This window comes from Enterobacter cloacae complex sp. OE43NF (assembly GCF_023544405.1).
GTDB lineage: Bacteria > Pseudomonadota > Gammaproteobacteria > Enterobacterales > Enterobacteriaceae > Enterobacter > Enterobacter cloacae.
The window spans coordinates 1-25,115 of record NZ_JAMJFW010000005.1 but is presented as its reverse complement, the minus strand read 5'-3'; the positions used below and the strand labels follow the sequence as shown (position 1 = coordinate 25,115).

General features: G+C 54.8%; 25 protein-coding genes and 1 pseudogene. 17 read left to right on the top strand and 9 right to left on the bottom strand.

What is annotated here, in order from left to right:
* Window positions 1–78: 78 nt before the first annotated feature.
* From sad to M8370_RS03760, 10 genes are all read left to right on the top strand, one after another.
* Entirely contained in the window at window positions 79–1,467 is a 1,389-nt protein-coding gene (gene sad, locus M8370_RS03805) for a succinate-semialdehyde dehydrogenase (protein WP_250020511.1), read from the top strand.
* 116 nt (window positions 1,468–1,583) lie between these two features.
* A complete protein-coding gene (locus M8370_RS03800) occupies window positions 1,584–3,173 on the top strand; it encodes a methyl-accepting chemotaxis protein (RefSeq protein ID WP_250020510.1) in 1,590 nt (529 codons plus the stop codon).
* 64 nt (window positions 3,174–3,237) lie between these two features.
* Window positions 3,238–4,164 (top strand): glutaminase B, encoded by a 927-nt coding sequence (gene glsB, locus M8370_RS03795; protein WP_250020509.1) that lies wholly within the window; start codon window positions 3,238–3,240, stop codon window positions 4,162–4,164.
* Window positions 4,164–4,520, top strand: a complete 357-nt coding sequence (locus M8370_RS03790) for a DUF4186 domain-containing protein (protein WP_013096609.1) — start codon at window positions 4,164–4,166, stop codon at window positions 4,518–4,520. Before glsB ends, M8370_RS03790 begins: the two co-directional genes overlap by 1 nt.
* A gap of 112 nt (window positions 4,521–4,632) precedes the next feature.
* On the top strand, window positions 4,633–6,072 hold the full coding sequence (locus M8370_RS03785) for a GGDEF domain-containing protein (RefSeq protein WP_045294050.1): 1,440 nt from the start codon (window positions 4,633–4,635) through the stop codon (window positions 6,070–6,072).
* A 176-nt stretch (window positions 6,073–6,248) separates the two neighbouring features.
* The gene (locus M8370_RS03780; RefSeq protein ID WP_250020508.1) at window positions 6,249–7,241 is read left to right on the top strand and encodes a sensor domain-containing diguanylate cyclase; all 993 of its coding nucleotides are present in this window, start codon (window positions 6,249–6,251) and stop codon (window positions 7,239–7,241) included.
* 53 nt (window positions 7,242–7,294) lie between these two features.
* Complete coding sequence (locus tag M8370_RS03775) at window positions 7,295–8,260, top strand: sensor domain-containing diguanylate cyclase (protein WP_250020507.1); 966 nt, start codon at window positions 7,295–7,297, stop codon at window positions 8,258–8,260.
* An 82-nt stretch (window positions 8,261–8,342) separates the two neighbouring features.
* A complete protein-coding gene (locus M8370_RS03770) occupies window positions 8,343–8,870 on the top strand; it encodes a GNAT family N-acetyltransferase (protein WP_250020506.1) in 528 nt (175 codons plus the stop codon).
* A 117-nt stretch (window positions 8,871–8,987) separates the two neighbouring features.
* Window positions 8,988–10,439 (top strand): tagaturonate reductase, encoded by a 1,452-nt coding sequence (locus M8370_RS03765; protein ID WP_250020505.1) that lies wholly within the window; start codon window positions 8,988–8,990, stop codon window positions 10,437–10,439.
* Window positions 10,440–10,636: 197 nt separating this feature from the next.
* The gene (locus M8370_RS03760) at window positions 10,637–11,551 is read left to right on the top strand and encodes a bestrophin family protein (protein WP_023619574.1); all 915 of its coding nucleotides are present in this window, start codon (window positions 10,637–10,639) and stop codon (window positions 11,549–11,551) included.
* On the opposite strand, the gene M8370_RS03755 is transcribed toward M8370_RS03760, so the two are convergent.
* Window positions 11,539–12,087, bottom strand: a complete 549-nt coding sequence (locus tag M8370_RS03755) for a GNAT family N-acetyltransferase (protein ID WP_250020504.1) — start codon at window positions 12,085–12,087, stop codon at window positions 11,539–11,541. The genes M8370_RS03760 and M8370_RS03755 overlap by 13 nt on opposite strands.
* A gap of 226 nt (window positions 12,088–12,313) precedes the next feature.
* Between M8370_RS03755 and M8370_RS03750 the strand changes: the two genes are divergently transcribed.
* From M8370_RS03750 to M8370_RS03730, 5 genes are all read left to right on the top strand, one after another.
* Window positions 12,314–12,754 carry a GNAT family N-acetyltransferase gene (locus M8370_RS03750; RefSeq protein WP_250020503.1) on the top strand — a complete coding sequence of 147 codons (441 nt, stop codon included), beginning with the start codon at window positions 12,314–12,316 and terminating at the stop codon, window positions 12,752–12,754.
* Between the two features lie 145 nt (window positions 12,755–12,899).
* Window positions 12,900–13,895, top strand: coding sequence for an alpha/beta fold hydrolase (locus tag M8370_RS03745; RefSeq protein ID WP_250020502.1), 996 nt, complete (start codon window positions 12,900–12,902; stop codon window positions 13,893–13,895).
* A gap of 44 nt (window positions 13,896–13,939) precedes the next feature.
* Window positions 13,940–14,680, top strand: a complete 741-nt coding sequence (locus M8370_RS03740; RefSeq protein WP_020688639.1) for a response regulator — start codon at window positions 13,940–13,942, stop codon at window positions 14,678–14,680.
* On the top strand, window positions 14,677–15,972 hold the full coding sequence (locus M8370_RS03735; protein WP_250020501.1) for a sensor histidine kinase: 1,296 nt from the start codon (window positions 14,677–14,679) through the stop codon (window positions 15,970–15,972). Before M8370_RS03740 ends, M8370_RS03735 begins: the two co-directional genes overlap by 4 nt.
* A gap of 137 nt (window positions 15,973–16,109) precedes the next feature.
* On the top strand, window positions 16,110–17,300 hold the full coding sequence (locus tag M8370_RS03730) for a cytochrome c biogenesis protein/redoxin (protein WP_250020500.1): 1,191 nt from the start codon (window positions 16,110–16,112) through the stop codon (window positions 17,298–17,300).
* A gap of 6 nt (window positions 17,301–17,306) precedes the next feature.
* On the opposite strand, the gene tam is transcribed toward M8370_RS03730, so the two are convergent.
* Window positions 17,307–18,065 carry a trans-aconitate 2-methyltransferase gene (gene tam, locus M8370_RS03725; RefSeq protein ID WP_038980704.1) on the bottom strand — a complete coding sequence of 253 codons (759 nt, stop codon included), beginning with the start codon at window positions 18,063–18,065 and terminating at the stop codon, window positions 17,307–17,309.
* A gap of 83 nt (window positions 18,066–18,148) precedes the next feature.
* Entirely contained in the window at window positions 18,149–18,733 is a 585-nt protein-coding gene (locus tag M8370_RS03720; protein ID WP_029883288.1) for an NUDIX hydrolase, read from the bottom strand.
* A gap of 86 nt (window positions 18,734–18,819) precedes the next feature.
* On the opposite strand from M8370_RS03720, the gene M8370_RS03715 reads away from it, so the two are divergent.
* Window positions 18,820–19,587, top strand: coding sequence for a DeoR/GlpR family DNA-binding transcription regulator (locus M8370_RS03715; RefSeq protein ID WP_057071904.1), 768 nt, complete (start codon window positions 18,820–18,822; stop codon window positions 19,585–19,587).
* 44 nt (window positions 19,588–19,631) lie between these two features.
* Here M8370_RS03715 and M8370_RS03710 read toward each other — a convergent pair whose 3' ends face one another.
* Window positions 19,632–19,994, bottom strand: coding sequence for a TIR domain-containing protein (locus M8370_RS03710; RefSeq protein ID WP_057071905.1), 363 nt, complete (start codon window positions 19,992–19,994; stop codon window positions 19,632–19,634).
* A 227-nt stretch (window positions 19,995–20,221) separates the two neighbouring features.
* Between M8370_RS03710 and M8370_RS03705 the strand changes: the two genes are divergently transcribed.
* Window positions 20,222–21,838, top strand: a complete 1,617-nt coding sequence (locus tag M8370_RS03705; RefSeq protein ID WP_250020499.1) for a mechanosensitive ion channel family protein — start codon at window positions 20,222–20,224, stop codon at window positions 21,836–21,838.
* Window position 21,839: 1 nt separating this feature from the next.
* On the opposite strand, the gene M8370_RS03700 is transcribed toward M8370_RS03705, so the two are convergent.
* The 5 genes and pseudogenes from M8370_RS03700 to M8370_RS03680 form a co-directional block, all read right to left on the bottom strand.
* Complete coding sequence (locus M8370_RS03700) at window positions 21,840–22,205, bottom strand: VOC family protein (protein WP_013096589.1); 366 nt, start codon at window positions 22,203–22,205, stop codon at window positions 21,840–21,842.
* Window positions 22,206–22,245: 40 nt separating this feature from the next.
* A complete protein-coding gene (locus tag M8370_RS03695) occupies window positions 22,246–22,689 on the bottom strand; it encodes a PACE efflux transporter (RefSeq protein WP_013096588.1) in 444 nt (147 codons plus the stop codon).
* 109 nt (window positions 22,690–22,798) lie between these two features.
* Complete coding sequence (chrA, locus tag M8370_RS03690; RefSeq protein ID WP_222168399.1) at window positions 22,799–24,166, bottom strand: chromate efflux transporter; 1,368 nt, start codon at window positions 24,164–24,166, stop codon at window positions 22,799–22,801.
* A 129-nt stretch (window positions 24,167–24,295) separates the two neighbouring features.
* Window positions 24,296–24,607, bottom strand: a complete 312-nt coding sequence (locus M8370_RS03685; protein ID WP_045902974.1) for a hypothetical protein — start codon at window positions 24,605–24,607, stop codon at window positions 24,296–24,298.
* A gap of 268 nt (window positions 24,608–24,875) precedes the next feature.
* Window positions 24,876–25,115 (bottom strand): annotated as a pseudogene (locus M8370_RS03680) (hypothetical protein); the annotation flags it as partial.

Here is a 25,115-nt window from a genome sequence, read left to right as displayed (position 1 = left end):
AGGTGGTTAGTATTATTCATTTTTAAGAAATAGCAGAGTGGGCCACAATCAATCAACCGATATTACGTGGAGAACATCATGACTTATTCATCTGCTACGCATGCCCTCTCTGTTAACCCGGCGACAGGCGAGACGCTGGCCGCCTATCCCTGGGCCACATCCGAAGAGGTCGAACAGGCAATCGCCCTTGCTGATGCCGGTTTTCGCCAGTGGCGAGGAGAAAGCGTCTCTCACCGGGCACAAAAACTGCGCGACCTGGGGGCAGCACTGCGCCAGCGTGGGGAAGAGATGGCGCAAATGATCTCCCGGGAAATGGGCAAGCCGATTGTGCAGGCGCGGGCGGAAGTGGCCAAATCTGCGGGTCTGTGCGACTGGTATGCGGAACATGGCCCGGCGATGCTGCGTGCGGAGCCCACGCTGGTGGAAAACCAAAACGCGGTCATTGAATACCGTCCGCTGGGGCCGATTCTTGCGGTAATGCCGTGGAACTTCCCGCTCTGGCAGGTACTGCGCGGTGCGGTGCCGATCCTGCTGGCAGGTAACAGCTATCTGCTCAAACACGCACCGAACGTCCTTGGTTCTGCTGCGCTGATTGGGCAAATCTTTGCTGATGCCGGTATTGCGCAAGGCGTCTTTGGCTGGGTGAATGCCACCAATGATGGCGTGAGCCAGGCGATCAACGATCGTCGTATTGCAGCGGTAACCGTCACCGGTAGCGTGCGTGCAGGTGCGGCAATAGGGGCGCAGGCGGGAGCGGCGCTGAAAAAATGCGTTCTGGAGCTGGGCGGCTCCGATCCGTTTATCGTGCTGAATGATGCCGATCTGGATCTGGCCGTTCGCGCGGCCGTCACGGGACGTTATCAGAACACCGGGCAGGTTTGCGCGGCGGCAAAGCGCTTTATTATCGAAGAGGGTATTGCCGATGACTTTACCCGGCGTTTTGTTGCGGCGGTTACGGCGCTGAAGATGGGAGCACCGGATCGGGAAGAGAATGATACTGGCCCGATGGCGCGTTTCGATCTGCGTGACGAACTGCATCAGCAGGTGCAGGCCACGCTCGCGGAAGGGGCCACGCTGCTGCTGGGCGGCGAGAAAATCAGCGGGGAGGGCAACTATTACGCGCCAACCGTGCTGAGCCATGTCACCCCGACAATGACCGCCTTCCGTCAGGAGCTGTTTGGTCCGGTTGCGGCGATTACGGTGGCGAAGGATGCGGAACATGCCCTGCAGCTTGCCAACGACAGCGACTTTGGTCTCTCTGCCACGGTGTTTACCGCCAACGAAGCGCTGGCCGGAAAATTCGCCCGCGAGCTGGAGTGCGGCGGGGTGTTTATCAATGGCTTTAGCGCCAGTGACGCGCGCGTGGCCTTTGGCGGCGTGAAGAAAAGTGGTTTTGGTCGCGAGCTTTCCCACTTTGGTTTGCACGAGTTTTGTAACGTGCAGACGGTGTGGAAGAACAGAGTGTAACCGCCATCCTTACAGAGGCCCCGACGACGAGGGCCTCTGTCATTTCTCTGCAATGGTTCTGTCATTTTCGTTTCGTAGACTCGCACGCGTCTAACGTCTTGTTACTGAAGAAAATTATGAACCTAACGCAAATTTATCGTCGTATTGCGCAGCGCATTATCCCCCGCCAGTTTGGCCTGCTGACCGGTATCTTTTGTATTATCGGCCTCTTTTCCGCCCTGCAACTCTCCTCGTCGTTCCTGCTCAATGCCTCCCTTAAGGAAGCGCAACGCAACGAGCAGCAAAACCTGCTGGCGTACCAGCAGCAGAGCAAGCTGGATCTGGCTCGCGTTTCCCTGCTGGCCGCAAGCGATCTGCTTAACCGCTCCGGCGTCTGGTTTATGCAGGATAAAGAGACCGGCTCCGAGGGCAGCTGGCACAGCCTGATGGACGACGCGCAAAAGGCGCTGGCCGTTTCGCAGCAGGCGTGGAATGCCTGGCTGGCGCTTAATCCGCCAAAAGATGACGCCCTGGTGAACAGCTATCAGCTTTTTTACGGCGCGATAAAAGAGCAGGCGGAAGGGCTGGTGAAAACCAACACCATCGATGCGTTTTTTGCCGTGCCGGCGCAGGCGTTTCAGACCGACTTTAATGACAACTATGCCCGCTATCAGCAAGCAAGCGAGAAGCAGGCGCTCAAAGGGCGTCAGTCGTTGATTGCGCAGCTCTCCGGTCTGCAAACGCTGTTCCTGCTTGCGCCTGTTCTGTTGCTCGCTATTGCGGTTGCCGTCTGGTTCGGGATGTCCCGGTGGGTGATTACCCCGTTGCGGCGCTTGATTGCGCATATCAACCGGCTGGCCGCGGGCGATCTCTCCGGTACCCCTCCTGGCGTGACGCGTTTTAACCGTGAAATTGCCCAGCTCAGCGACAGTATTGCCACCATGCAGAACGGGCTACAGCAGCTGGTGACCCAGGTCAGCGATGCGACCACCTCCATGGTGGAAAATATTGGCGCACTGGCGCAGGGCAATCAAAAGCTGTATCACCAGTCGGCACGTCAGGCCAAAGAGCTGGAAGACGTGACGGCGCATATCGCGACTCTGGAAACCCACGTAGAAGGCAACACGGGCTATGCGAAGCTTGCCAGCTCGCGGGCGGATGAGGCGCGCCAGGCCGCGGCGGGCGGGGATCAGATGATGTCGACCGTCAATGCGTCGATGCAGGCGATCGTCGACCGATCCTCAGAGATGCGGGGGATCGTGGCCATGATCGACAGCGTCGCTTTTCAGACCAACATTCTGGCACTGAATGCGGCAATTGAAGCGGCTCACGCGGGAAACCAGGGGCGCGGGTTTGCCGTTGTCGCTCGTGAAGTGGGGCTGCTGGCGAGGAAGAGCAGCCATTCTACGCAGACCATTCAGGAGCTTATCAACCGTTCCCTTCAGGGGATCGAAGACGGGTCACGGGCCGTTAACCGTCTGGAAGATAACCTGCAGCAGGTGACGGGGCTGGTGGGAACATTAAGCAGTTTGCTGAATGAGATCTCCGCGGCCACGCTGAGTCAGGGGGAGAGTATTCATCAGATGACGCGCCAGCTTCAGGCGCTGAATCAGGTGTCGCGACAAACCGACAGCCTTGTCTCTGACGCGTCTGATGCCTCTGAGCGCCTGCACAAACAGTCGGATCTTTTATTGCAGGCGGTTTCGCGTTTTCGTCTCAGTGCCTGACGCAACACATAAGCGTCTGTTATACTCGCAGCCCGTTTTAGCCTGAGGGCAAGGAGCAAAGAGAGTGGCTGCGGTCATCCATAATGAGATGCTGGACGAGATTCTGGCGCAGGTTCGTCCGTTACTTGGAAAAGGAAAGGTTGCCGACTATATTCCGGCCCTTGCCTCGGTCAGCGGGAATAAGCTGGGAATTGCAATTTGTACGATAGACGGTCAGCGTTACCAGGCCGGTGACGCCACGGAACGTTTTTCCATCCAGTCTATTTCGAAAGTGCTAAGTCTGGTTGCGGCCATGCGACAGTACGAGGAAGAGGAGATCTGGCAACGGGTGGGTAAAGATCCCTCCGGGCAGCCGTTTAACTCTCTGCTACAGCTTGAGATTGAACAGGGTAAACCGCGTAACCCCTTTATCAACGCGGGGGCGCTGGTGGTCTGCGATATGCTGCAAAGCCGTCTTAGCGCGCCACGCCAGCGCATGCTTGAAATTGTTCGCCAGCTCTCAGGCGTTGACGATATTGCTTATGATTCAGTGGTCGCCCGTTCGGAGTTCGAGCACTCTGCGCGTAACGCCGCCATTGCCTGGTTGATGAAATCGTTCGGCAATTTCCATAATGATGTGGCGACCGTACTGCAAAACTATTTCCACTACTGCGCGCTGAAAATGAGCTGCGTGGAGCTGGCGCAGACCTTCCTGTTCCTTGCTCACCAGGGGCACGCACCGCATCTCGATCAGAAGGTGGTTTCACCTATGCAGGCGCGTCAGGTCAATGCCCTGATGGCGACAAGCGGGATGTATCAGAACGCGGGCGAATTTGCCTGGCGCGTCGGTCTTCCGGCCAAGTCGGGCGTCGGGGGTGGGGTGGTTGCCATTGTACCGCATGAGATGGCTATTGCTGTCTGGAGCCCGGAGCTGGATGAGACGGGTAATTCACTGGCCGGTGTGGCGGTTCTGGAGAAACTGACCCAACGCCTGGGACGTTCCGTTTACTGATGTCTGACCTGGATCCTCTTTTTTCTCGCCTGGCGCGATCGACCTTTCGGTCGCGCTTTCGCTTAGGCACAAAAGAACGACAGTACTGCTGGGACAAAGGTGCCGATACCATTGACCAGCATGCTGCCGACTTTATTGCGAAGCGTCTTGCCCCCGCGCACCCCGTCAACGACGGTAAACAGACCCCCATGCGCGGCCATCCGGTGTTTATTGCCCAGCACGCGACCGCCACCTGCTGTCGCGGCTGTCTGGCGAAATGGCACAACATTCCGCAAGGTGTTCAGCTCACCGCGCAGCAACAGCACTATATCGTCGGCGTGATCCACCACTGGCTGGTGTTGCAGATGAACGCCTGATGTTGATGGGTGCTGATCCTGTTGTAATTGTGTTATAGATGCACGCTATGAGATCCCCCGCGTGGTGACGGGTCAGTTAGTTGCCATAAGTTATTATATGGAATGATATTTAATGCGTTCAGACCCCGCTGCCTTCACGCTTTTTCGCCCTGAATCCCCACTGCGTAATGCGGCGGGTATCTTTATTCTCACCACCTTGTTCTACTTTATCGGCGCGGAATTACGTCTGGTCGAAGCCTTGTCGCTGTTCTGGCCGCTGAATGGCGTGATGGCGGGCGTCTTTGCCCGTTTTACCTATCTCAATCGCCTTCATAACTACGCGGTGTCGTATGTCGCCATGCTGATGTACGATGCGGTCACCACCAACTGGGGAATGGCCTCGGTGGTCATCAACCTGTCGAATATGGTCTTTATCGTTGTTGTCGCATTGCTGGTGGTGCGTGATAAGCGGTTGATGAAGAAAACCCCCGATCCCATTAATGCGCTGCGGCTGTTCAATTATTGTCTGTTCGCCGCCTTATTATGTGCGCTGCTCGGCGCGACCGGGTCGGTGGGGATCGACAGCCATACCTTCTGGCCGCTGTTTGCCGACTGGTTCAGCGAGCAGTTCTCAACCGGCGTGCTCATTTTACCCTGCATGCTCACGGTCAGTATGCCGACGCGGGCATTCAGGCTGCGTCTGGAGCAACTTTTACCGGTCATTGCGCTGATTGTTTCGGTGATGGCATCGGTGGTGATTGGCGGGGCGGGAAGCCTTGCCTTTCCGCTGCCGGCGCTGATCTGGTGTGCGGTCCGCTACTCCTTGCCCGCGACCTGTCTGCTGACGTTTCTGACCGGCGGTCTGGAGATCGTTCTGGTCGCTAACTCCATTATCAATATCGCCGTGGGCACGCCGCTCTCTACCCCGATGATGTTCTCCGCCCGGCTGGGGATTGCCACCATGGCGATCTGTCCGGTTATGGTCTCCGTCAGTATGGCGGCCATTAATTCGCTCATCCGTCAGGTGTCGTTGCGCGCGGATTATGATTTTCTGACCCACGTTTATTCACGCTCCGGGCTCTATGAGGCGTTAAAGCGGGAAGAGGCGCAGCGGCAGACACGTTTTCTGACCGTGATGCTGCTGGATATCGATTACTTCAAAAGCATCAATGATAACTATGGGCATGAGTGTGGCGACCGCGTGCTGGCCACGTTTGCCCGCGAGGTTCAGCAGGTTGTCGGAGACGACGGTATGGTGGCGCGTATGGGCGGAGAAGAGTTCGCGGTTGTGGTGAACACCGGTGACGCGCAGCACGGCTTTGCGCTGGCGGAACGTATCAGACTCACCATTGCCGCTCATCCGTTTACCTGGCGCCAGCAAGCGCTCTATCTTACCGTGAGTATTGGTCTCGGGAGCGGGAAGGCGGCGTCGTGGCAGTTGACCGAAGTATTCAACAGGCTGATGGCCGAAGCAGACGATCATCTCTATCGTTCCAAAAAAGCGGGGAGAAATCGCACCAGTGCGCGTGTGTCAGACGATCCCATTACCCCGACCCCGGAGAGTGAAACCTGAGCGCAGCCTGCATTCTGCCGGGGATTAATCATAACGAATAGCAGATAAATTGCTTGCTAGGTATTTTTAACGTCAATAAGATACCGCAAGAAAGCTATCGGAAAATTCGCAGAATGAATGCAGCTGACAAACTCAGTAGACCCCCTCGTGTACCAGGAAGCCGGTTTGTCAAACGTATGTATCTGATGCGTATTCTCGGCACGTTTCTCTGTTTTGTTCCCATCCTCTCCGTGCTGATTGAACAGAATCGTTCAATCTGGCTGATGTGTTTGCTGGCGTTGAACGCGTTTATCTGGCTTACGCTTGCCTGGTATCGGGCGCGAAATTCGGCCATGCCGCTGGTAACTGAGCATCAGAATCTGGTGCTGGACGCCGGGGCGGGGGGATTCTGGATCGCCATGATGGCGGTCAATCCGCTGCCGTCGGTGGTCATTGCCACCATCATGCTGACCGATCGGCTCTCAGCAGGGGGCGTTACGCTGATGAGAAAGGCGGCCATCACCATGGTGGGCGTTTTTCTGGTGACCTGGCTGACGCAGGGAATGGCGGTGGATATGTACGTTTCGCAGCGCACCATGTTTGCCACGCTGCCGCTGATTGCAATTTATCTGCTGGCACTGAGCATATTAACGGACAGCATTGCGCTGCGCCTGCGGATCAAGAGCCGGGAGCTTGAGCGGATCGCGATGATGGATCCGCTACTGGATATCGCGAACCGACGGCTGCTCGAAAAGCGGATTGACCACGAACTGAATAAACTGCGCCAGACGTGCCGGGAATCGGCCCTGATGTTCATCGATATCGACAATTTTAAAGACGTTAACGATCGTTTTGGTCATAAGGTTGGGGATGCATTGCTGGCGGCCGTCTCGCAAATACTGCATTTGTCGACACGCCCGAACGATACCCCCGCACGCCTTGGCGGCGATGAATTTGTGGTTTTGCTGCCGGATACCACCCTTGAAGAGGCGCAAGTTGTCGCCAGACGCATTATGGATGCGGCTGCAATGAAAAAGGAGGTGGCTCAGGAGACGGTGCATTGCACGCTCAGCATCGGTATCGCCTGTGCCACGCAAGAAATGATAAGCGTAACCGACTGGCTACAGGCCGCGGACAACGCCCTGTACCGCGCCAAGCGGGACGGTAAGAACAGAATATTCGCGCACTGACAATGTCTCTGTTTAGGCTACGCTTTGAGTAACGCTTTGCGTCAGGAGACGTTATGAAAACACCTGCAACCCCAGCAAATGAAATGGAACGTCTGAACTCGCTGCGCGAGTCAGGCCTGCTTGAGATCGACAGTTCCCCGGCGTTTGACCGACTGACACGTCTGGCAAAACGCTTCTTCCAGGTTCCCCTGGCGATGGTCAATCTTATTGATGAACACTCGCTGATTGTGAAGTCGGCCGATGGTCAGGCGCCTGACACCGTTCCGCGTAATATCTCGTTTTGCGGCCATACGATCCTCAGCGAAGCGCCGCTGGTGGTTGCCGATATGCGTCAGGACGATCGATTTGCCGATAATCCGCTGGTGGCCGGTGAGCCCGGCGTAAGGTTCTATGCCGGTTTTCCACTGCGTTTACGTGACGGGGCGAGCGTGGGATCGCTGTGCCTGATTGATTATTCTCCTCGTGAATTTTCCGCAGCCGATCTTGCCGTGCTGGGCGATCTGAGCGCACTGGCGGAAGACGAGTTTGCTGCCGTCAGCGCGGCGACAACCGATGAATTAACCGGTCTGTTTAACCGTCGGGGCTTTAACCAGCTGCTCCGGTTCACGCTCTCCGTAGCCAGACGCCGGGCGGAGCCGTTAACTCTGGGCTGGCTGGATCTGGATCGCTTCAAAGAGATTAACGATCGCTACGGACATGAAGAGGGCGACAACGCGCTGAAAGTGATGGCGGAACTGATGCGCACCTCTTTCCGTGAAGCGGATTTGCTGGTTCGCTTTGGCGGCGATGAGTTTGCCGTGCTGTTTGCCGATACCGACGAGCAGGGGGCCTGGATTGCCATGCAGTATCTGGCCGAGCAGGTTGAACAGTACAATGCGCGCAGGCTGCATCCCTGGTCACTCCATTTTTCCTGGGGGCTGAGCGAGTTCGATCATAACGGCAACGATCTGCAGCAGTGGATGAAAGACGCGGATGAAAAAATGTATGCCATGAAGCAGCAGCGCAGGCGCGCAACATGACATAACAAAAGCCTATGTCTGATGTGATTGCGTTACGTAAATGTTAAATGCACAGTGAGCGTATTCAACGTAAGGAAAACCCATGAATACCTCACTGCAGATCAAAACCCTCACCCGGGACGATATTCTCACCCACCTCGATGCGCTGGCCGATATCCTTGAAAACTGTGTCAGGGGCGGCGCTTCCATCAGTTTTATGTTGCCATTCAGTACCGATAAAGCTCGTGCTTTCTGGCAGGATATTGCCGGTAGCGTAGGGCGTAACGAACGCGTTGTGCTGGCCTGCATCGATTCTCAGGATGGCATGATTGGCACCGTGCAGCTCATTACCGATCAGCCGGAAAACCAGCCGCATCGTGCCGATGTGGCAAAGCTGCTAGTGCATGAAAAAGCGCGTCGTAAAGGTGCCGCGATGGCGCTAATGGAGGAACTGGAAGTGCAGGCCAGAGCAAGAGACATCTCGGTGCTGGTGCTGGATACCTCAACCGGCAGCGGAGCGGAGACCTTCTACCAGCGTGCTGGCTGGCAAAAAGTGGGGGAGATCCCGCGTTATGCGCTAATGCCGGATGGCGCGATGACTGCCACATCGGTCTTCTATAAGTTCTTGTGATTATTTCCCTCAATGACGTGATGAATTGATCAAAAGCGGGGTTCTGGTCGAAAACCTTTGGTAAGTTATCATACCAATTTAATCAGGTTGTACGACTAATCATAAAAGGACCCCATTGTGAACACACTTAACCGTCGTGATTTCCCCGGTGCTCTCTACCCCGAACGAATCATTCAGTTTGGCGAGGGCAATTTCCTGCGTGCGTTTGTCGACTGGCAAATCGACCTGTTAAACGAACATACCGATCTCGATGCCGGCGTCGTGGTCGTACGCCCAATTCAAAGCGACTTCCCGCCGTCATTAAGCACTCAGGATGGCCTGTATACCACGATCATTCGTGGTCTGAATGAGCAGGGCGAGGCGGTCAGCGAAGCGCGTCTTATCCGCTCGGTGAATCGAGAGATCAGCGTCTACAGCCAGTACGATGAATTTCTGAAACTGGCGCACAATCCGGAGATGCGTTTTGTCTTCTCCAACACCACCGAGGCGGGGATTAGCTGGCACGCGGGCGATCGTTTCGAAGATGCGCCAGCGGTGAGCTATCCAGCGAAGCTGACGCGGCTGCTGTTTGAGCGCTTCAGCCATTTTAACGGCGCCGCGGACAAAGGCTGGATCATCATTCCGTGCGAGCTAATAGACTATAACGGCGAAGCGCTGCGCGAACTGGTGCTGCGCTATGCACAGGCATGGGCACTGCCAGCGGAATTTATTCAGTGGTTGAATGCGCATAACAGCTTCTGCTCCACGTTAGTTGACCGCATTGTAACGGGGTATCCGCGCGACGAAGCGGCGACGCTGGAAGCCGGGCTTGGCTATCACGATGCGTTCCTGGATACCGCTGAACATTTCTACCTGTTTGTTATTCAGGGGCCTGAATCCCTGGCCAGCGAATTGCGTCTGGACAAATTCCCGCTAAACGTGCGGATTGTGGATGACATTAAGCCGTACAAGGAGCGCAAAGTGGCGATTCTCAACGGCGCGCACACAGCGCTGGTGCCGGTGGCGTTCCAGGCGGGGCTGGATACGGTGGGCGAGGCGATGAATGATGCCGACATATGCGCATTCATCGAAAAAGCGATCTATGAGGAAATCATTCCGGTCCTGGATTTGCCGCGTGATGAACTGGCGTCTTTCGCCAGCGCCGTTACGGGTCGTTTCCGCAATCCGTATATCAAGCATCAGCTGCTGTCGATTGCCCTTAACGGCATGACCAAGTATCGCACGCGCATTCTGCCGCAGCTGTTGGCGGGGGTGAAGGCATCTGGCACGTTGCCCGCTCGCCTGACGTTCGCGCTGGCCGCACTGATCGCGTTCTACCGTGCAGAGCGTAACGGGGAGAACTATCCGGTGCAGGATGACGCGCACTGGCTTGCTCGTTACCAACAGCTGTGGGCGCAGCATCACGATAAACAGATCACCACCCGCGAGCTGGTCGCCTCCGTTTTAAGCGTTACTGAGCACTGGGAGCAGGATTTAACTCAGGTAGAGGGTCTTGTCGGTCAGGTTTCGCGCGATCTCGACGCGATTCTGCAACAGGGGATGCGGGCCGCAGTAAAACCGCTTTGTTAAACCATATCCGGCTTCGGCCGGGTATTTTATACTTTATTAGTTACAACATACTATGGACTCGTTTATGTAAAGCAGACTCTAGCACCGTGCGGTTTATTGCTTATCAGGTGATAAAATGCAATCTCTTATTAACAAGCTTGCAACCGTGACAGGGATCACGTTTAATAACGCGGCTCTTTCCTTTCCTGAAGCTGACTATGATTGTTCGTCCCAAACAGCACTGGCTACAACTGATTTTCGTCTGGCACGGTTCGGTACTTCCTAAAATCTATACCCGGTTGTTACTTAACTTCCTGCTATCCATCGCCGTTATTCTGATGCTGCCGTGGTATACCTCGCTGGGCATTAAATTTACCGTTGCACCGTTCAGCATCCTGGGTGTGGCCATCGCTATCTTTCTGGGGTTCAGAAACAACGCCTGCTATTCGCGCTACGTTGAGGCGCGCCAGTTGTGGGGGCAACTGATGATAGCGGCACGCTCGTTATTTCGCGAGGTTAAAAACACCTTGCCGGATGATAAACATCTGGGTGAGTTCGTCCGCCTGCAGATCGCCTTTGCCCATTGTCTGCGCATGACCCTGCGTCGTGAAAAGGGGGAAGGGCAACTGGCGCGCTATCTGGCGGCGGAGGATTTACGCAACGTCATGGCCGCCAATTCCCCGGCGAACCGTATTCTGCTGATCATGGGTGAATGGCTGGCCGTCAGACGCCGTAACGGAGACCTCTCCGATATTCTGTTCCACAGCCTGAACAACCGTCTCAACGATATGTCGATTGTCCTGTCAGGCTGCGAGCGCATCGCCACCACGCCCGTGCCGTTTGCTTATACGCTTATCCTGCACCGTACGGTCTATCTGTTCTGCATCATGCTGCCGTTCGCGCTGGTCGTTGACCTGCACTACATGACGCCGTTTGTCTCTGCGCTGATTTCGTATACCTTCATTTCGCTGGATACGCTGGCAGAAGAGCTGGAAGATCCGTTTGGTACCGAAGACAACGACCTGCCGCTGGACGCAATCTGCAACATGATGGAACGCGATCTGCTGCAGATGAACGATGAAGAGAACATTCCGGAAAGGCTGATGCCGGATAAGTATTATCAGCTGACCTGACGGGCGTTCCACTCGTCCCGGGTGATTTCCCACAGCTCAGAATCGAGCATACCGCTGACGTACGCTTTCTTTTCCGTTCTGATAAGCCGCATGCCGCTACTGTTTGAAATACGACGGGAGCGGCTATTGGCGGCCGCCTTCGGCGCGCGCAATACGGGTTTGTTCAGCGTGTTAAACCAGTAATCCGTTGCCGCAATGCTGGCTTCGCGCATATATCCCTTTCCCTGAAACTCCGGCGCCAGCCAAAACCCGCGGTTGTTATCTTCCACATCGTACAGGCAGATAACCCCCATCAGTTCGTCCGGCGCTTCACGACGGCGGATGCTCCAGAACCAGGCAATCCCTTTCGCCATATCCGGCAGCGCCACGTTGTTGACATAGTTCTCCGCGCCGTTATCCGGGTAGGGCCAGGGCACGGAAGAGACCAGATAGCGGACGATCTCCCAGCGCGGATAGCGCTTTTGTATTTGAACGGCATCTTCGGCAACCAGCGGTTTTAGCAGCAAGCGTTCTGTCGTGAGCGTCGGTATCGTCATCCGCAGATCTCCATATTTAAGCGTTATGATTTTGTTTGCGTTCTGGTATTTTGTAAAGAGCGGTCTAAAGGGCGCTTGAGGTTGCTGATTTCTTGCCGGGTGGCGCTGCGCTTACCCGGCCTACACTTCCCAATTCATTGTAGGCCCGTGCAAGCGTAGCGCCGCCGGGCGAAACATACACCATGCACTTTGTCAGCAGTTTATAGCGCCGTAAAGTGAGAAAAACATGACAGTTATCGTAAGACCTTTACACGCAGACGATTACTCCCAATGGCGACCGCTGTGGGACGGGTATACCCATTTTTATGACTGCTTTCTTGATGAATCGGTTACCGCATCGACATGGGAAAGGGCGCTCTCAGCGCATTCACCGATTTTCTGCCGCGTGGTAGAGAAAGACGAAAAGATCATTGGTTTCGCGATGTGCATTCTCCACGAAGGCACATGGTCAACGGCCCCGGTTTGCTACCTGGAAGATCTGTTTGTCGATGCCACCGAACGCGGTGTGGGGGCCGGGAAGGCGCTCATTGATGCCCTGATAGCCGAAGGCAAGCGCGAAGGGTGGTCGAAACTGTATTGGGTGACCCGGGAGAACAACCCGGCGCGTAAACTCTATGACAAATACGGTAAAGCTGACGATTACGTACGCTACCGCCTCTCGCTGTAAGCCTGAATCACCTGTGTTTGTATCACACTGTATCTGCGTACCGGATACATACACAGGATTGCAATAAACCCCCTTTCGCACATATCCGCTATACAAACGCGTGTTGTTATATCCCCGTCAACTGTTCTTAACCGGAGATACCAACATGTTCAGCAAACTCGCGTATTCAACCCTGGCGTTAACCGTTTCTCTTGGCACCGTTATGTCCTGTCAGGCCGAAGTCACCGGCAAAGATGTTGCCGCAGCCTTCGATCACCCTCAGCAAATTAACGCTGGCGATCTGAATATCGGCTATGTCGATATCGGACCAAAAGAGGGACAGCCGGTGATTCTGTTACACGGCTGGCCCTACGATATTCACAGCTATGCCGAAGTCGCACCCGCGCTGGCGGCAAAAGGCTACCGGGTCATTGTGCCTTCGCTGCGCGGCTACGGCACCACGCGCTTCCTGTCAGCAAGCACGCCGCGTAACGGCCAGCCTTCGGCCATGGCGAAAGATATCGTTAACCTGATGGATGCCCTCAACATTAAGCAGGCTGTTTTTGCGGGATACGACTGGGGCGCCCGTACGGCGGACATTGTCGCGGCGCTTTGGCCTGAACGCGTCAAATCCCTTGTTTCGGTAAGTGGCTATCTCATCAGCAGCCAGCAGATTGGTAAACAGCCGCTGCCGCCAAAAGCAGAGCAGCAGTGGTGGTATCAGTTCTATTTCGCAACAGAACGCGGTGCCGCAGGCTATGCCAAAAATACCCATGACTTCGCCCGTCTGATCTGGTCTCAGGCCTCACCAGACTGGAAGTTTTCCGATGCGACCTTTAACGCCAGCGCAAAATCCCTGGATAACCCCGATCACGTCGCGGTTACGCTCAGCAACTATCGCTGGCGTTTAGGCCTCGAAAAAGGCGAGCGTAAATACGACAGCTACGAGCAAAAACTGGCGACATTGCCAAATATCACCGTTCCGACAATCACCATCGAAGGCGGCAACAACGGGGCGCCACATCCTGCGCCGCAAGCCTATGCCGGTAAATTCACCGGTAAATATGAACACCGCACCTTTGGGGCCACCGTGGGGCACAACCCGCCGCAGGAAGATCCGCAGGATTTCGTCAAGGCGGTTATCGACGCGGATAAGCTGTGATATGTGCTATTTTCAATACGTTACCCCTCAGTCAGGAGATCCCGGTGGAGCATATTGATCATATCCTTGTCGTCGATGACGACAGGGATATTCGTGAATTGATTGTCGACTATCTCGTCAAGTCGGGCTATCGCGCGTCTGGCGCGGCGAACGGCAAAGAGATGCGGGCCGTGCTAGATAAACAGCATGTCGATCTGGTGGTGCTGGACGTGATGATGCCAGGCGATGACGGATTAACGCTCTGCCGGGGACTGCGCAGCGGTAAACATAAAGATCTGCCGATCCTGATGCTGACCGCGCGCAACGAAGAGACAGACCGGATCCTGGGGCTGGAAATGGGGGCCGATGACTATGTCGTGAAGCCCTTTGTTGCGCGCGAACTGCTGGCGCGTATCAAAGCCATTTTGCGCCGTTTTCGTACCATGCCACCCAATCTGCAGGTGACCGAGGCCGGGCGCCTGGTGATGTTCGGCGACTGGCAACTGGACACCGTTGCTCGTCACCTGATCGACAGCGAGGGGATGATTGTGGCACTCAGCGGGGCGGAATACCGACTTCTGCGCGTGTTCCTAGACCATCCTCAGCGTGTGCTGAGCCGCGATCAGTTGCTTAACCTGACCCAGGGGCGAGATGCTGAACTCTTTGAGCGCTCGATTGATCTTCTTGTCAGTCGGGTTCGTCAGCGACTGAATGAAGATGCCCGCACGCCGGCCTACATCAAGACCGTTCGCAGCGAAGGGTACGTTTTTACCATGCCGGTGATCATCAAAGAGGCCAATGAATGAGGCTCTGGCCACGCTCGTTACTGACGCGACTGCTGATCATCGTGATGCTGGGGCTCCTGCTGGCCAACGCGCTCAGCCTCACGCTGGTCATGCTTGAGCGGATGCGCAGCGCCCGCACGGTGATGCTCGGCAACCTGGAATATGACGTTTCCACCAGTGTGGCCATCCTCGACCGGCTTCCCGCGGGGGAGCGTCCAGCCTGGCTGGAACGACTGGCGCGGGGGAACTATCGTTACATTCTGGGCACCGGTGAACCGGGGCCCGCACCGCATGACAAACGCTCGCAGGATGCCATCCGCACCCTGACAGAGGCGCTGTCGGCAACCTGGCCACTGACGTTTACTGCCGTGCCGGGGCCGGTTTCCCATATTCAGGCCCACCTTACGCTGAGCGATGGTTCGCCGCTGACCATTGACCTTATCCCCCGAATGCCTCCGGTCGCCAGCTGGCTGCCTGTAGTGCTTGTGTTGCAGCTGCTGCTTCTGGCGTTCTGCTCATGGATTGCCGTGCGTCAGGTTATTCGACCCTTTTCTCAGTTTACCCGGGCGGTGGATTCCCTCGACCCGTCAGCGAGCTCGCCAATGACCGAGACAGGGCCGGTCGAGGTGCAACGGGCCGCGCACGCCTTTAATGCGATGCAGGCGCGTATCCAGTCTTACCTGCGCGAGCGCGCGCAGATCCTGGCCTCCGTATCGCACGACCTTCAGACCCCGATAACGCGCATGAAGTTGCGCGTCGAAATGGCGGACCAGCCGGAGCTACGGGACAAGTTGCTCAACGACCTGGACAATATGACGCGCCTGGTGCGGGAAGGAATAGCGTATGCCCGGTCATCAGAATCTCTGGAAGAGACCTCGCTCAAGCTGGAGTTGAATGCCTGGATAAACAGCATCGCCAGCGATTACCAGGACATCGGGAAAAACGTGCAGCTTCAGGCAACCGATGCCCGTCTGCCCGTGGTCACGCGTCCGCAGGCGCTACGCCGGGTGATGACCAATCTGCTGGATAATGCGCTGAAATTTGGCGACTACGCCGTCATTACGATTCATTCAGATGCCCATCATGTCACGATCGCCATTCGCGATGGCGGACCGGGGATACCGGACGCCGAACTGGAGGCGGTATTGCAGCCGTTTTATCGGGTGGAAACCTCACGAAACCGCGACACCGGGGGCACCGGATTAGGGCTGGCGATCGCCGCCCAGTTGACTGCGCAGTTAGGCGGGAAATTGCATCTGGCGAACCACGCCGAGGGTGGGCTGGACGTTTCGATTACGCTGCCGCGCGGGTAATTGTACGGTTTTGTATCGGACAGCCTTCATGATACGCGCACAGACAATTCGCGCTGATTTGCACACATCCTGAACATATCAACACGGTGAAATAACCTCACTGCAGCTTCGCAGGGCATCTGTAATGTGAGGTCACTATGTTTCTGATAATCGCTTTTCTGGGCGGAATGATAAGCCTGCTCAGCCCATGCACACTCCCGGTTATTCCACTGCTGTTTGCCGGGTTCCAGAGGCAACGACGGTATATTCTGGCGTTGCTCGCGGGGATGATTGTAATGTTCACCCTCGTGGCACTGGTTGCTACCGCTGCCAGCAACTGGATCGCCCAGGCGACGATAGCAGGGCGCTGGGTCGCACTGGTTGTACTGGCAATAGCCGCGCTGGCACTCATCTTCCCGACATTCGCCCAGCGTATTGCCGGACCGGCCGTCAGCGCAGGTAATCTCCTCAACACACGCAGCGGACAGACGCGCGGTACTCTCTCCGCATTTCTGGCCGGGCTTGCCGTCGGGTTGCTCTGGTCGCCGTGCGCCGGACCGATTCTGGGTGCCATCTTCAGCCTGAATATTGCCGGTCACTCCGCCATTGCCACGGGGGCACTGCTGGCCGCTTACGGCAGCGGATGCGCGCTGATGCTGGGGCTGCTGGTTATCGGTGGTCGCGCGCTGATGGCACCCCTGCGTGCCAGATCGGCATTGATGGAAAGGTTACGCAAGGGGGCGGGCGTGGCCATGTTAGCGACCGTTGCGTTTAACGCCACCGGGATGACGTCCGTTCTGAAAGGCGCTAACGGGGTCGCAGACCGTCTGGAGAATTCGCTCCTGACGCTGGCGAAACCCGCAACGGCACCGGTGAAGCTTCAGCCAGTGGTGATGACCGAACCCAGCAGCCAGTTACCCTCCTTAAGCGGCGGAACAGGATGGGTAAATGGTGACCCTGTCACGTCTGACTCTCTGCGGGGGAAGGTAGTATTGATTGATTTCTGGACGTGGGACTGCATCAACTGTCAGCATACGCTCCCGCACGTTCGCGACTGGGCCCAAAAGTACCAGGCGCAAGGTCTGGTGGTGATAGGTGTGCATACGCCGGAATACCCGTGGGAAAAACCGCTCGCCTCGGTACAAAAAGCGGTGACGAAATGGCAGCTCCCGTATCGGGTGGTCACGGATAATAACTATAAGATCTGGAACGCCTTCGGGAATCAGTACTGGCCCGCACACTACTATTTCGATGCCAAAGGGCAACTGCGCTACACCTCCTTTGGCGAGGGCAATTACGAACAGCAGGAAAAAGTCATTCAGCAGTTGCTGAAAGAGGCTCGCTCCTGAGCCGACTTACGGCTGACGTTGAGCAACTATAAACAAGCGTGGAAATGCCAGCAGTATCTGCCCGTTTTCCTGAAGCGGATACTGCTCTTCCAGCAGTTCATGGTAGCGTTTCAGGAACTGCTTCTGCTCGCTTTCATTCAACTCCTGTAACCACGGACGCAGCCCCGTGGCGCTGACCCAGTCAATAATCGCCTGATGCGACCCCATTTTATGGAAATAGGTTGTGCGCCAGATATCCACGTCGCAGCCTGCCTCCGTCAGAATATCGTAATACGCATGGACACCGGGCAGAGGTTCACGGCCTCGATTCGGATAACCTTGTTCAACAGCCACTTCGCGCATCGAGACGTGTGTCGGTTCAAGCCAGTTATCAGGCATCTGGATCGCCAGCACGCCGTTTAGCTTCAGCAGCGAAACCAGATGCGGCAGGAGCTCGTAATGGTCAGGGATCCACTGTAGCGAGGCATTCGCATAAAGCAGGCTCAGCGGCTGGCCTGGCTTGTACTGGCGAATATCGGCCTCAACAAAGTGGCAATCGGGCAACGCCTGGCGCGCCTCTTCGAGCATCGCCGGTGAGTTATCGACACCGGTGATGTGGGCGGAAGGCCAGCGATGCTTCAACAGCGCGGTGCTGTTTCCCGGTCCGCAGCCTAAATCAACGATGGTGGACACCTCATCCAGTGGAATTCTGGCGAGCAGTTCAGCAGCAGGGCGCGTGCGTTCGGCACCGTATTGCAGATAAAGCGAAGGGTTCCAGTCGGCCATTTTTGCCTCTCCGTGTTGAATTCATCAGCAAGAATAGCACAGGCAGAGACCCGCACTGGGGCAGGTCTCGACCGACGCAGTGACTACAGAACGCCTTTCAGCGCGATATGGTAAAGCAGCATAATCGTTTTGCCGTCGACAATCCTGCCGGTATCAATACCGCGCAAGGCCTCATCCAGCGGCATTTCCAGCACGTCGATATCTTCTCCCTCTGACTTGATGCCGCCGCCTGCGCTGGCCCGATCCTGCGGCTGATACTCTGCGATATAAAAATAGAGTTTTTCCGTGACGGAGCCTGGGCTCATGTAGGCTTCAAAGACTTTCTCAACACGGGAGACACGATATCCGGTCTCTTCTTCCGCTTCCGCCTTGATGCGGCTTTCGGGATCCATGTTATCCAGCAGCCCGGCAGCGGCCTCGATAAGGTCGTCCTCATGGCCATTGATAAAGACCGGAAAACGGAACTGGCGCGTCAGGATCACCGTTCTTTTATCACGGTTATAGAGCAGTATCGTGGCCCCGTTTCCCCGGTCATACACTTCGCGGCTTTGCCGCTGCCATTCACCGTCGCGTCGCTGCAGCTCAAAGGTGTACTTTTTCAGAATGTACCAGTTATCCGACAGGGTTTCATTTTCAATGATGCGCACATCTGCACGTTTCGATTGCACGTTTGCTGCTCCTTACGTAGAGTGATCGTCATAAACAGCATTATCATGCACATTCAAGATAAAACGTGCAATATCAGGAATCCACAATGCTCACCAGTCAGCGAAAACAATTAATCCTCGAGAAGCTTGCCGCTGAAGGCCAGGTCCAGTCTAAAGCGCTCAGCGCACATTTCGCGGTGTCAGAAGACACCATTCGTCGTGATCTCCGCGAACTGGCGGCGGAAGGGCGTTTGCAGCGTGTCCATGGCGGTGCGCTGCCGGCCTCGTCGGCCACTGTGCCGTTTGCCGAGCGTAAATCGGTGAAGATGGACGCGAAAAAAAATGTGGCCCGCAAAGGCGCAAAGCTCATTTCCCCTGGGCAGGTGGTGATTGTCGACGGCGGCACCACCACATCGGAACTGATCGCGTTTTTACCGGCGGATTTACGCATTACCGTGGTCACACACAGCCCGAGCATCGCCCTTGGGCTCGTCGAGCATCCTTCGATTGAAGTGATCCTGATCGGAGGACGTCTGTACAAACACTCCATCGTGACGGTAGGCGCAGCGGCCATTGAAGGCATCGACAATATCCATGCGGATCTGTTCTTCATGGGGGTTACCGGCATCCATCCAGAAGCGGGGCTTACTACCGGCGATTTCGAAGAGGCGTGCATCAAACGTGCATTTTCCTGCAGGGCCGCCGAGACAGTGGTCCTGGCATCGCCAGAAAAAATTAACACCGCGTCATCGTTTGTGATTGGCGAACTATCGCTGGCCAATACGATTGTCGTGGAAGATGATACCGATCGCGCCTGGATTAGCGCGGTAAGGGAGAAGGGCGTCTCCGTGGTGACGACCTCAGATCCAGAATAACCCTTGAACCTGCCTGTGATCAGCAGGCAGGTTCAGGCGCGTCCTCAGGCCTGAGGGATGCTTTCTAATGAGGTGTAAACGTTCAGCCCGAGCTTACGGGCAACCTCGATATCCATATCAGCTCCCTTAGACGCACCGGCAATACGATAAATCGCGTCGCATTTCCCAATAAGCCGGTGTGCAACGGGATAGAGCATCGCTTCACTGATTTCATCCCCAATTGACGTTGAACCAGCGGCCTTTGCCAGCGGTAGCGCAAGCCATTCACCAATCACCGGAACGTGGCCACGCTGATATACGGCTAATGCTGCGTTTTCCAGACGGGCAAGGTTTTCATTCATTTTGGCCTGGTCGCCATCAGTCCCGCTGCGCCAGGGGCCCGCGATTAAAATCAACTGTTGTGTCATACATACCTCGTTGCGTGATGGTGCATGAATTTGCACGTTAATAATTGAAGTATCGGTTTTCAGCTCTGAAAAGTATCTTAATAGGCACTATCGTGCAAATACAAGCAGTATCATGCATAATGGTGATGTTGCATAAGCGTGACGCTGGTCTATGCTCAACATGCAGAGACTCGCCATTCTCTGGGGCAATTGAAAAATAACAATAAGTTGCGTTTCAGGGGGTGGAAATGAATAAGGTCCTGCTCGCATTATTATCCTGCGTGCTCTCGGTCATCTCATTTACTGGCGTCGCAGCCGAGCCACGCCAGGAGCCTACTGAGCAGGAGCGGGCCCGAACCGTTTATATTTTTCATCAACCGATTGTGATGTTGCAGGCCAAATTTGGTCTCACGACGCCTGAAGAACGCGTGTTACGTATTCGCCATACCCTGCGCAATTTCACGCAGCAGGACGTACGTGAGCCGCTGAAAATTGTTCCCGTCACCCGTTACAACCAGCAGGGAAGGCTGATTGTCATGAACAATAAGCCTGTTTTATTGCTTACGCAGGCGGACCTGGATGAGGGGGACGATTTGACTCTCGACCAGGCCGCTCAGCGCGTGCTGGCGCGGATGGAGGCGCAACGTACGGCGCTTCGCGATCAATATGACACCGCCTGGCTGGCGCTCTCCGCCGGGAAAACGGTCGTCGGGCTGCTGGTTCTGTCTCTTTTCTGGTACGGGGCGTGGCGGTCGTGGCGCTGGGTTCGCAATGTCTGCCGTCGCCGCATTCTTGAAAACCGCAGCGTCATCCCGCAGAGCTGGCGTAAGTTTGTCGGCGCAATTGAGGCTCGTTTGTATGCTTTGCTGATGATTTTACTGGGTATTCTCGGATTGTATCTCTGGCTGAGTTGGGCGTTCAGCTTGTTCCCCTGGACACGCGTCTGGGGTGCATCGTTAGGCGACTGGACCATGCACGTGCTGCGGGATATTGCGCTGTCGATTGTCTCGGCCATGCCGGGAATTATGATTGTCCTGATCATCTTTGTGATTACCGCCTTTATTCTGAAGCTCCTGAAGGTGTTGTTAAATCAGGTGGAAGCAGGGCGCCTGCAGCTGCCGGGCATTCATCCTGAAACCGTGGGAGCTACGCGTAAACTGATTTCTGTCGTGGTGTGGTTATTTGCCCTCTCTGCGGCCTATCCGTTTTTACCGGGAGCGAATTCGCTGGCGTTTAAAGGCATTAGCGTCTTCTTTGGCCTGATGCTTACCCTGGGTTCGGCAGGCGTGATGAACCATGCGATGAGCGGACTGGTACTGATCTACTCACGAGCGTTGAGGAAAGGAGACGTTATACGGGTGGCGGATAACGAAGGGCTGGTCACGGAGATAGGCATGCTGGCGACCAAGATCATCACCCGCGAGAACTATGTTGTGACCGTACCCAATGCGGTGGTGGTGAGCGGAAAAATCACCAATCTGAGCGTACAGAATCCTGACGGTGGCGTGAACCTGACGATTGGCGTGACGATTGGCTATGACACGCCGTGGCGACAGGTTCATGCCATGCTGGAGATGGCGGCGAGACGGTCGAAATGTGTTGACCCTTCGCAGCAGCCCCTGGTGCGTCAGCTGGGGCTGATGGACTGGTACATTGCCTATGAGCTGCAGGTAAAATTGCAGCCCGGACAGTCACTTGCCGAAGCCCGCAATGAGCTCCACAGTAACATTCAGGACGTCTTCAACGAGTTCAACGTGCAGATTATGTCACCAAACTTCGTGATGCAGCCGGAAGGTGCGGTCGTCGTCGCGGAAGAAAACTGGTTCGCAGCACCGGCAGAGAAACCCGCACAAAATCCATCATGAATCAGTCCGGTGCATGACAGACCGCCTCGATATTATGGCCGTCAGGCGCAATGACAAAGGCGGCATAGTAGTTTTTGCTGTAGGGCCGCAAGCCTGGGGCACCGTTATCACGGGCGCCCGCTTGCAAGGCAGCCTGGTAAAAATCATCTACCTGCTGGCGTGTTTCTGCCACAAACGCCAGGTGCAGAGGGGCCGGTTTGTCGCGCGTCTGGAACAGGCAAAGTGACACGTTGCCGGAACTCATTTCAACCCCATATTCGGGTGTGCCTTCATCAACGATCTTAATACCAAGCGGCTGAAGCGCCTTGATGAAAAAGGTTTTGCTTCTTTCGTAATCACTGACGCCGAATTTCACATGATCGAACATCTTCTTTCCTCAATAAGATGCAGAAATAAAGAGTATAGATCTAGATGGCGGACCGTTTCCGACCAACAAATGTCCAACGCAGGTAGTCATAAAGCCAGTTGAAGAGCATCGTGTATGGCAGAAAAAACAGTACCAGACCGATCTCGACAAAAAATGCCTCAGTGACTGTTAAATTCAGCATTACCATCGCGACAGGGATTAATGTGATGATAAGTCCTGTTTCAAAGCAGACAGCATGGATTGCACGCACGAGAAATGTTCGTTGAAACGCATATTTTTTCTGCAAGGCGTCAAAGAATTTATTAAACACAAAATTCCATGCCGTGGCGGCAAGTGCAGATATCACGGACAACGAACCCGACTGAAGCACCGACACGTTCATCAACCACGCAAGTGACAGCGCAATGATGACATTGGCCGTCACTTCGAAAAGAACCGCATGCAAAACGCGTTCTTTAAAACTTTTATCCAGTTCAATTTCCATTTATTTAGTGCGGTTTTTAAAAAAACTGAAGTATATCAGACGTGCTTCAACTTTCTTTAAACGTGAAGGTTAGAATGGCTGTCTGGCCCCGGTTATTCGGGGCCTTGCTCTATGTTCTGAGGAAAAGATGTAAAATCAATCCGATTACCGCACATGCGGCAATTACGTGTGTGACTCTATATTTGAACCGGAATAGTGCGATGGCGGCAGCAAAAGCAATGACCGCCGCTATCCAGTCCATTTTGCCGTCAAATCCCTGTGGCCAGAGCACGTGGTAGCCAAAAAAGAGTGCCAGATTCAGGATCACGCCAACCACCGCTGCGGTAATTGCCGTGAGTGGCGCGGTGAAATTAATATTGTTGTGCGTCGTTTCAATAAAAGGCCCACCGGCGAGGATAAACAGAAACGATGGCAGAAACGTAAACCAGGTCGCCAGCACGGCCGCAACAGCGCCCGCCAGGAAAAGCTGATCCGGGCCATACGCCATATTCACATAGCCACCAACAAATCCCACAAATGCCACAACCATGATAAGCGGCCCCGGCGTGGTTTCGCCCAGAGCCAGACCATCAATCATCTGCGTTGGCGTGAGCCACTGATAATGACCAACCGCGCCCTGGTAGATATAAGGCAGTACCGCATAGGCACCCCCAAAGGTCAGCAGCGCCGCCTTGGTAAAGAACCAGCCCATCTGGGTAAACGGGTGCATCCAGCCAAAGCTTAGATAGAGCATCGCCATTGGCGTTGCCCATAAAAAAACACCGGCAATGATAATCAGGGTCAAGCGTGACCATTTGAAAACTGTATGCGGAGCCGCTGGCGTATGGTCATCAATAATGGCAGCACCGTAGGATTTTCGGCTGGCGTCATGGGCGTTACCCTGACCAAAATGGTCGGGGAAAAGGCGCCCACCCACATAACCCATCATTGCGGCTGACAGGACAATAACGGGAAAAGGGACATTGAGGGCGAAAATGGCGACAAACGCGGCGGCAGCGATTGCCCACTGCGTGCGGTTACGCAGCGCCCGCGAACCGATACGGTGCGCAGCCTGCACAACAATCGCCGTAATTGCCGGTTTTATGCCGTAAAAGAGACCGGCAACGACAGACAAATGGCCATACGCCACGTAAATCCACGACAGGGCAATAAGGATAAAAAGGGAAGGGAGCACAAACAGTGTCCCGGCAACCACGCCGCCCCAGGTGCGGTGCATCAGCCAGCCAATATAGGTCGCCAGTTGTTGCGCCTCCGGGCCCGGAAGCACCATACAGTAATTCAGTGCATGCAAAAAGCGCTGTTCGGATATCCAGCGTCGGTTTTCAACCAGCTCCTGATGCATTATCGAAATTTGCCCAGCCGGCCCGCCAAAGCTGATGAATCCCAGCTTCAGCCAGAATAAAAAGGCTTCACGGAAACTGACATGCGGAGGTGGAACGCCCGGTTCGTCGTCGACCGGAGGCAGATTGCTGTTCATGAGTATCTGAACCTGTTTTGAATTCTGCTAAGAGAAGGATCCGCTAAGCATATGCCATATTTATGAAAGATGAGTGATGATGGCTACGTCAGCAAACTGAGATAAGAGATTCTAAAGACAGCGGCCGTGTTAACGGTATTTCTTTTTAATTTTCCATGCCTTATAGGAAAGAAACGGCGGCTGAAAAAACCAAATGATGAACAAAGCGATCAACATCGCAACGCCCGTGGATACTACATTTTCTCTGGACGCGATGATAAGAACTATGAGGTAAACAGCAGCAAGCAATATGGTCAATAACAACGCTGCGTTAAAACGTCTGGACAAGTCAGATATCACCATATCCAGAGAAAGGGCATCTTTTGTTATGTACTTACGCAACTTCTGAAGGTCCGAGGATGTAAATCCAGATGCCAGCAACTTTGCTTCGGTTATCGACATGTTTTCTCCATCAGCGCTGATTACTCTGTGTAATCAAGACTATCAACCAGGTAGCTCAGTGGGTAGCGTTATGTACAAACTCGTAAATGATTTTACAACAGCTATCAGTAGCCAAGGGAAAACCCAATGACGGCCACGGAATGCTGGATTCGCCCTGAATCAACGTTGGTGCGCATAATGTACGACTCGTTATGTTGAAAAGGCCGCTGCGAAAATCGAATCCCGCAGCGGCCTCTTTAGCATAACGTCATTGTGCGCATCAGATTTATTATTTTTCGATCTTTTCTCTAAGCTTTGCAGGGTTAATCAGGTATACAACAAGGAAAATTGCTATTGAACCAAAAGCAGTTATGGAATATCCAGCTTTATTTGTATATGTGAACTCAATAAATCCGGGGAAGGTTGTTATTACTCCTGCGGCAGCGATACTTAGCAATGTTCTTAATGTGTCGTGTTGATGGCTTGTCGGGTGTGGAATAAAAAGTAATGCTATAAACAACACGAAGAA

Excerpts from the sequence above, each read along its gene's own strand:
- M8370_RS03715 (WP_057071904.1), top strand. The coding sequence starts at position 18,820 with ATGCTCACCAGTCAGCGAAAACAATTAATCCTCGAGAAGCTTGCCGCT.
- M8370_RS03735 (WP_250020501.1), top strand. The coding sequence starts at position 14,677 with ATGAGGCTCTGGCCACGCTCGTTACTGACGCGACTGCTGATCATCGTG.
- M8370_RS03700 (WP_013096589.1), bottom strand. The coding sequence starts at position 22,205 with ATGTTCGATCATGTGAAATTCGGCGTCAGTGATTACGAAAGAAGCAAA.
- M8370_RS03785 (WP_045294050.1), top strand. The coding sequence starts at position 4,633 with ATGCGTTCAGACCCCGCTGCCTTCACGCTTTTTCGCCCTGAATCCCCA.
- M8370_RS03730 (WP_250020500.1), top strand. The coding sequence starts at position 16,110 with ATGTTTCTGATAATCGCTTTTCTGGGCGGAATGATAAGCCTGCTCAGC.
- M8370_RS03705 (WP_250020499.1), top strand. The coding sequence starts at position 20,222 with ATGAATAAGGTCCTGCTCGCATTATTATCCTGCGTGCTCTCGGTCATC.
- M8370_RS03745 (WP_250020502.1), top strand. The coding sequence starts at position 12,900 with ATGTTCAGCAAACTCGCGTATTCAACCCTGGCGTTAACCGTTTCTCTT.
- M8370_RS03775 (WP_250020507.1), top strand. The coding sequence starts at position 7,295 with ATGAAAACACCTGCAACCCCAGCAAATGAAATGGAACGTCTGAACTCG.
- chrA (WP_222168399.1), bottom strand. The coding sequence starts at position 24,166 with ATGAACAGCAATCTGCCTCCGGTCGACGACGAACCGGGCGTTCCACCT.
- sad (WP_250020511.1), top strand. The coding sequence starts at position 79 with ATGACTTATTCATCTGCTACGCATGCCCTCTCTGTTAACCCGGCGACA.
- M8370_RS03770 (WP_250020506.1), top strand. The coding sequence starts at position 8,343 with ATGAATACCTCACTGCAGATCAAAACCCTCACCCGGGACGATATTCTC.
- tam (WP_038980704.1), bottom strand. The coding sequence starts at position 18,065 with ATGGCCGACTGGAACCCTTCGCTTTATCTGCAATACGGTGCCGAACGC.
- M8370_RS03760 (WP_023619574.1), top strand. The coding sequence starts at position 10,637 with ATGATTGTTCGTCCCAAACAGCACTGGCTACAACTGATTTTCGTCTGG.
- M8370_RS03750 (WP_250020503.1), top strand. The coding sequence starts at position 12,314 with ATGACAGTTATCGTAAGACCTTTACACGCAGACGATTACTCCCAATGG.
- M8370_RS03710 (WP_057071905.1), bottom strand. The coding sequence starts at position 19,994 with ATGACACAACAGTTGATTTTAATCGCGGGCCCCTGGCGCAGCGGGACT.
- M8370_RS03800 (WP_250020510.1), top strand. The coding sequence starts at position 1,584 with ATGAACCTAACGCAAATTTATCGTCGTATTGCGCAGCGCATTATCCCC.
- M8370_RS03685 (WP_045902974.1), bottom strand. The coding sequence starts at position 24,607 with ATGTCGATAACCGAAGCAAAGTTGCTGGCATCTGGATTTACATCCTCG.
- M8370_RS03790 (WP_013096609.1), top strand. The coding sequence starts at position 4,164 with ATGTCTGACCTGGATCCTCTTTTTTCTCGCCTGGCGCGATCGACCTTT.
- M8370_RS03755 (WP_250020504.1), bottom strand. The coding sequence starts at position 12,087 with ATGACGATACCGACGCTCACGACAGAACGCTTGCTGCTAAAACCGCTG.
- M8370_RS03780 (WP_250020508.1), top strand. The coding sequence starts at position 6,249 with ATGTATCTGATGCGTATTCTCGGCACGTTTCTCTGTTTTGTTCCCATC.
- M8370_RS03695 (WP_013096588.1), bottom strand. The coding sequence starts at position 22,689 with ATGGAAATTGAACTGGATAAAAGTTTTAAAGAACGCGTTTTGCATGCG.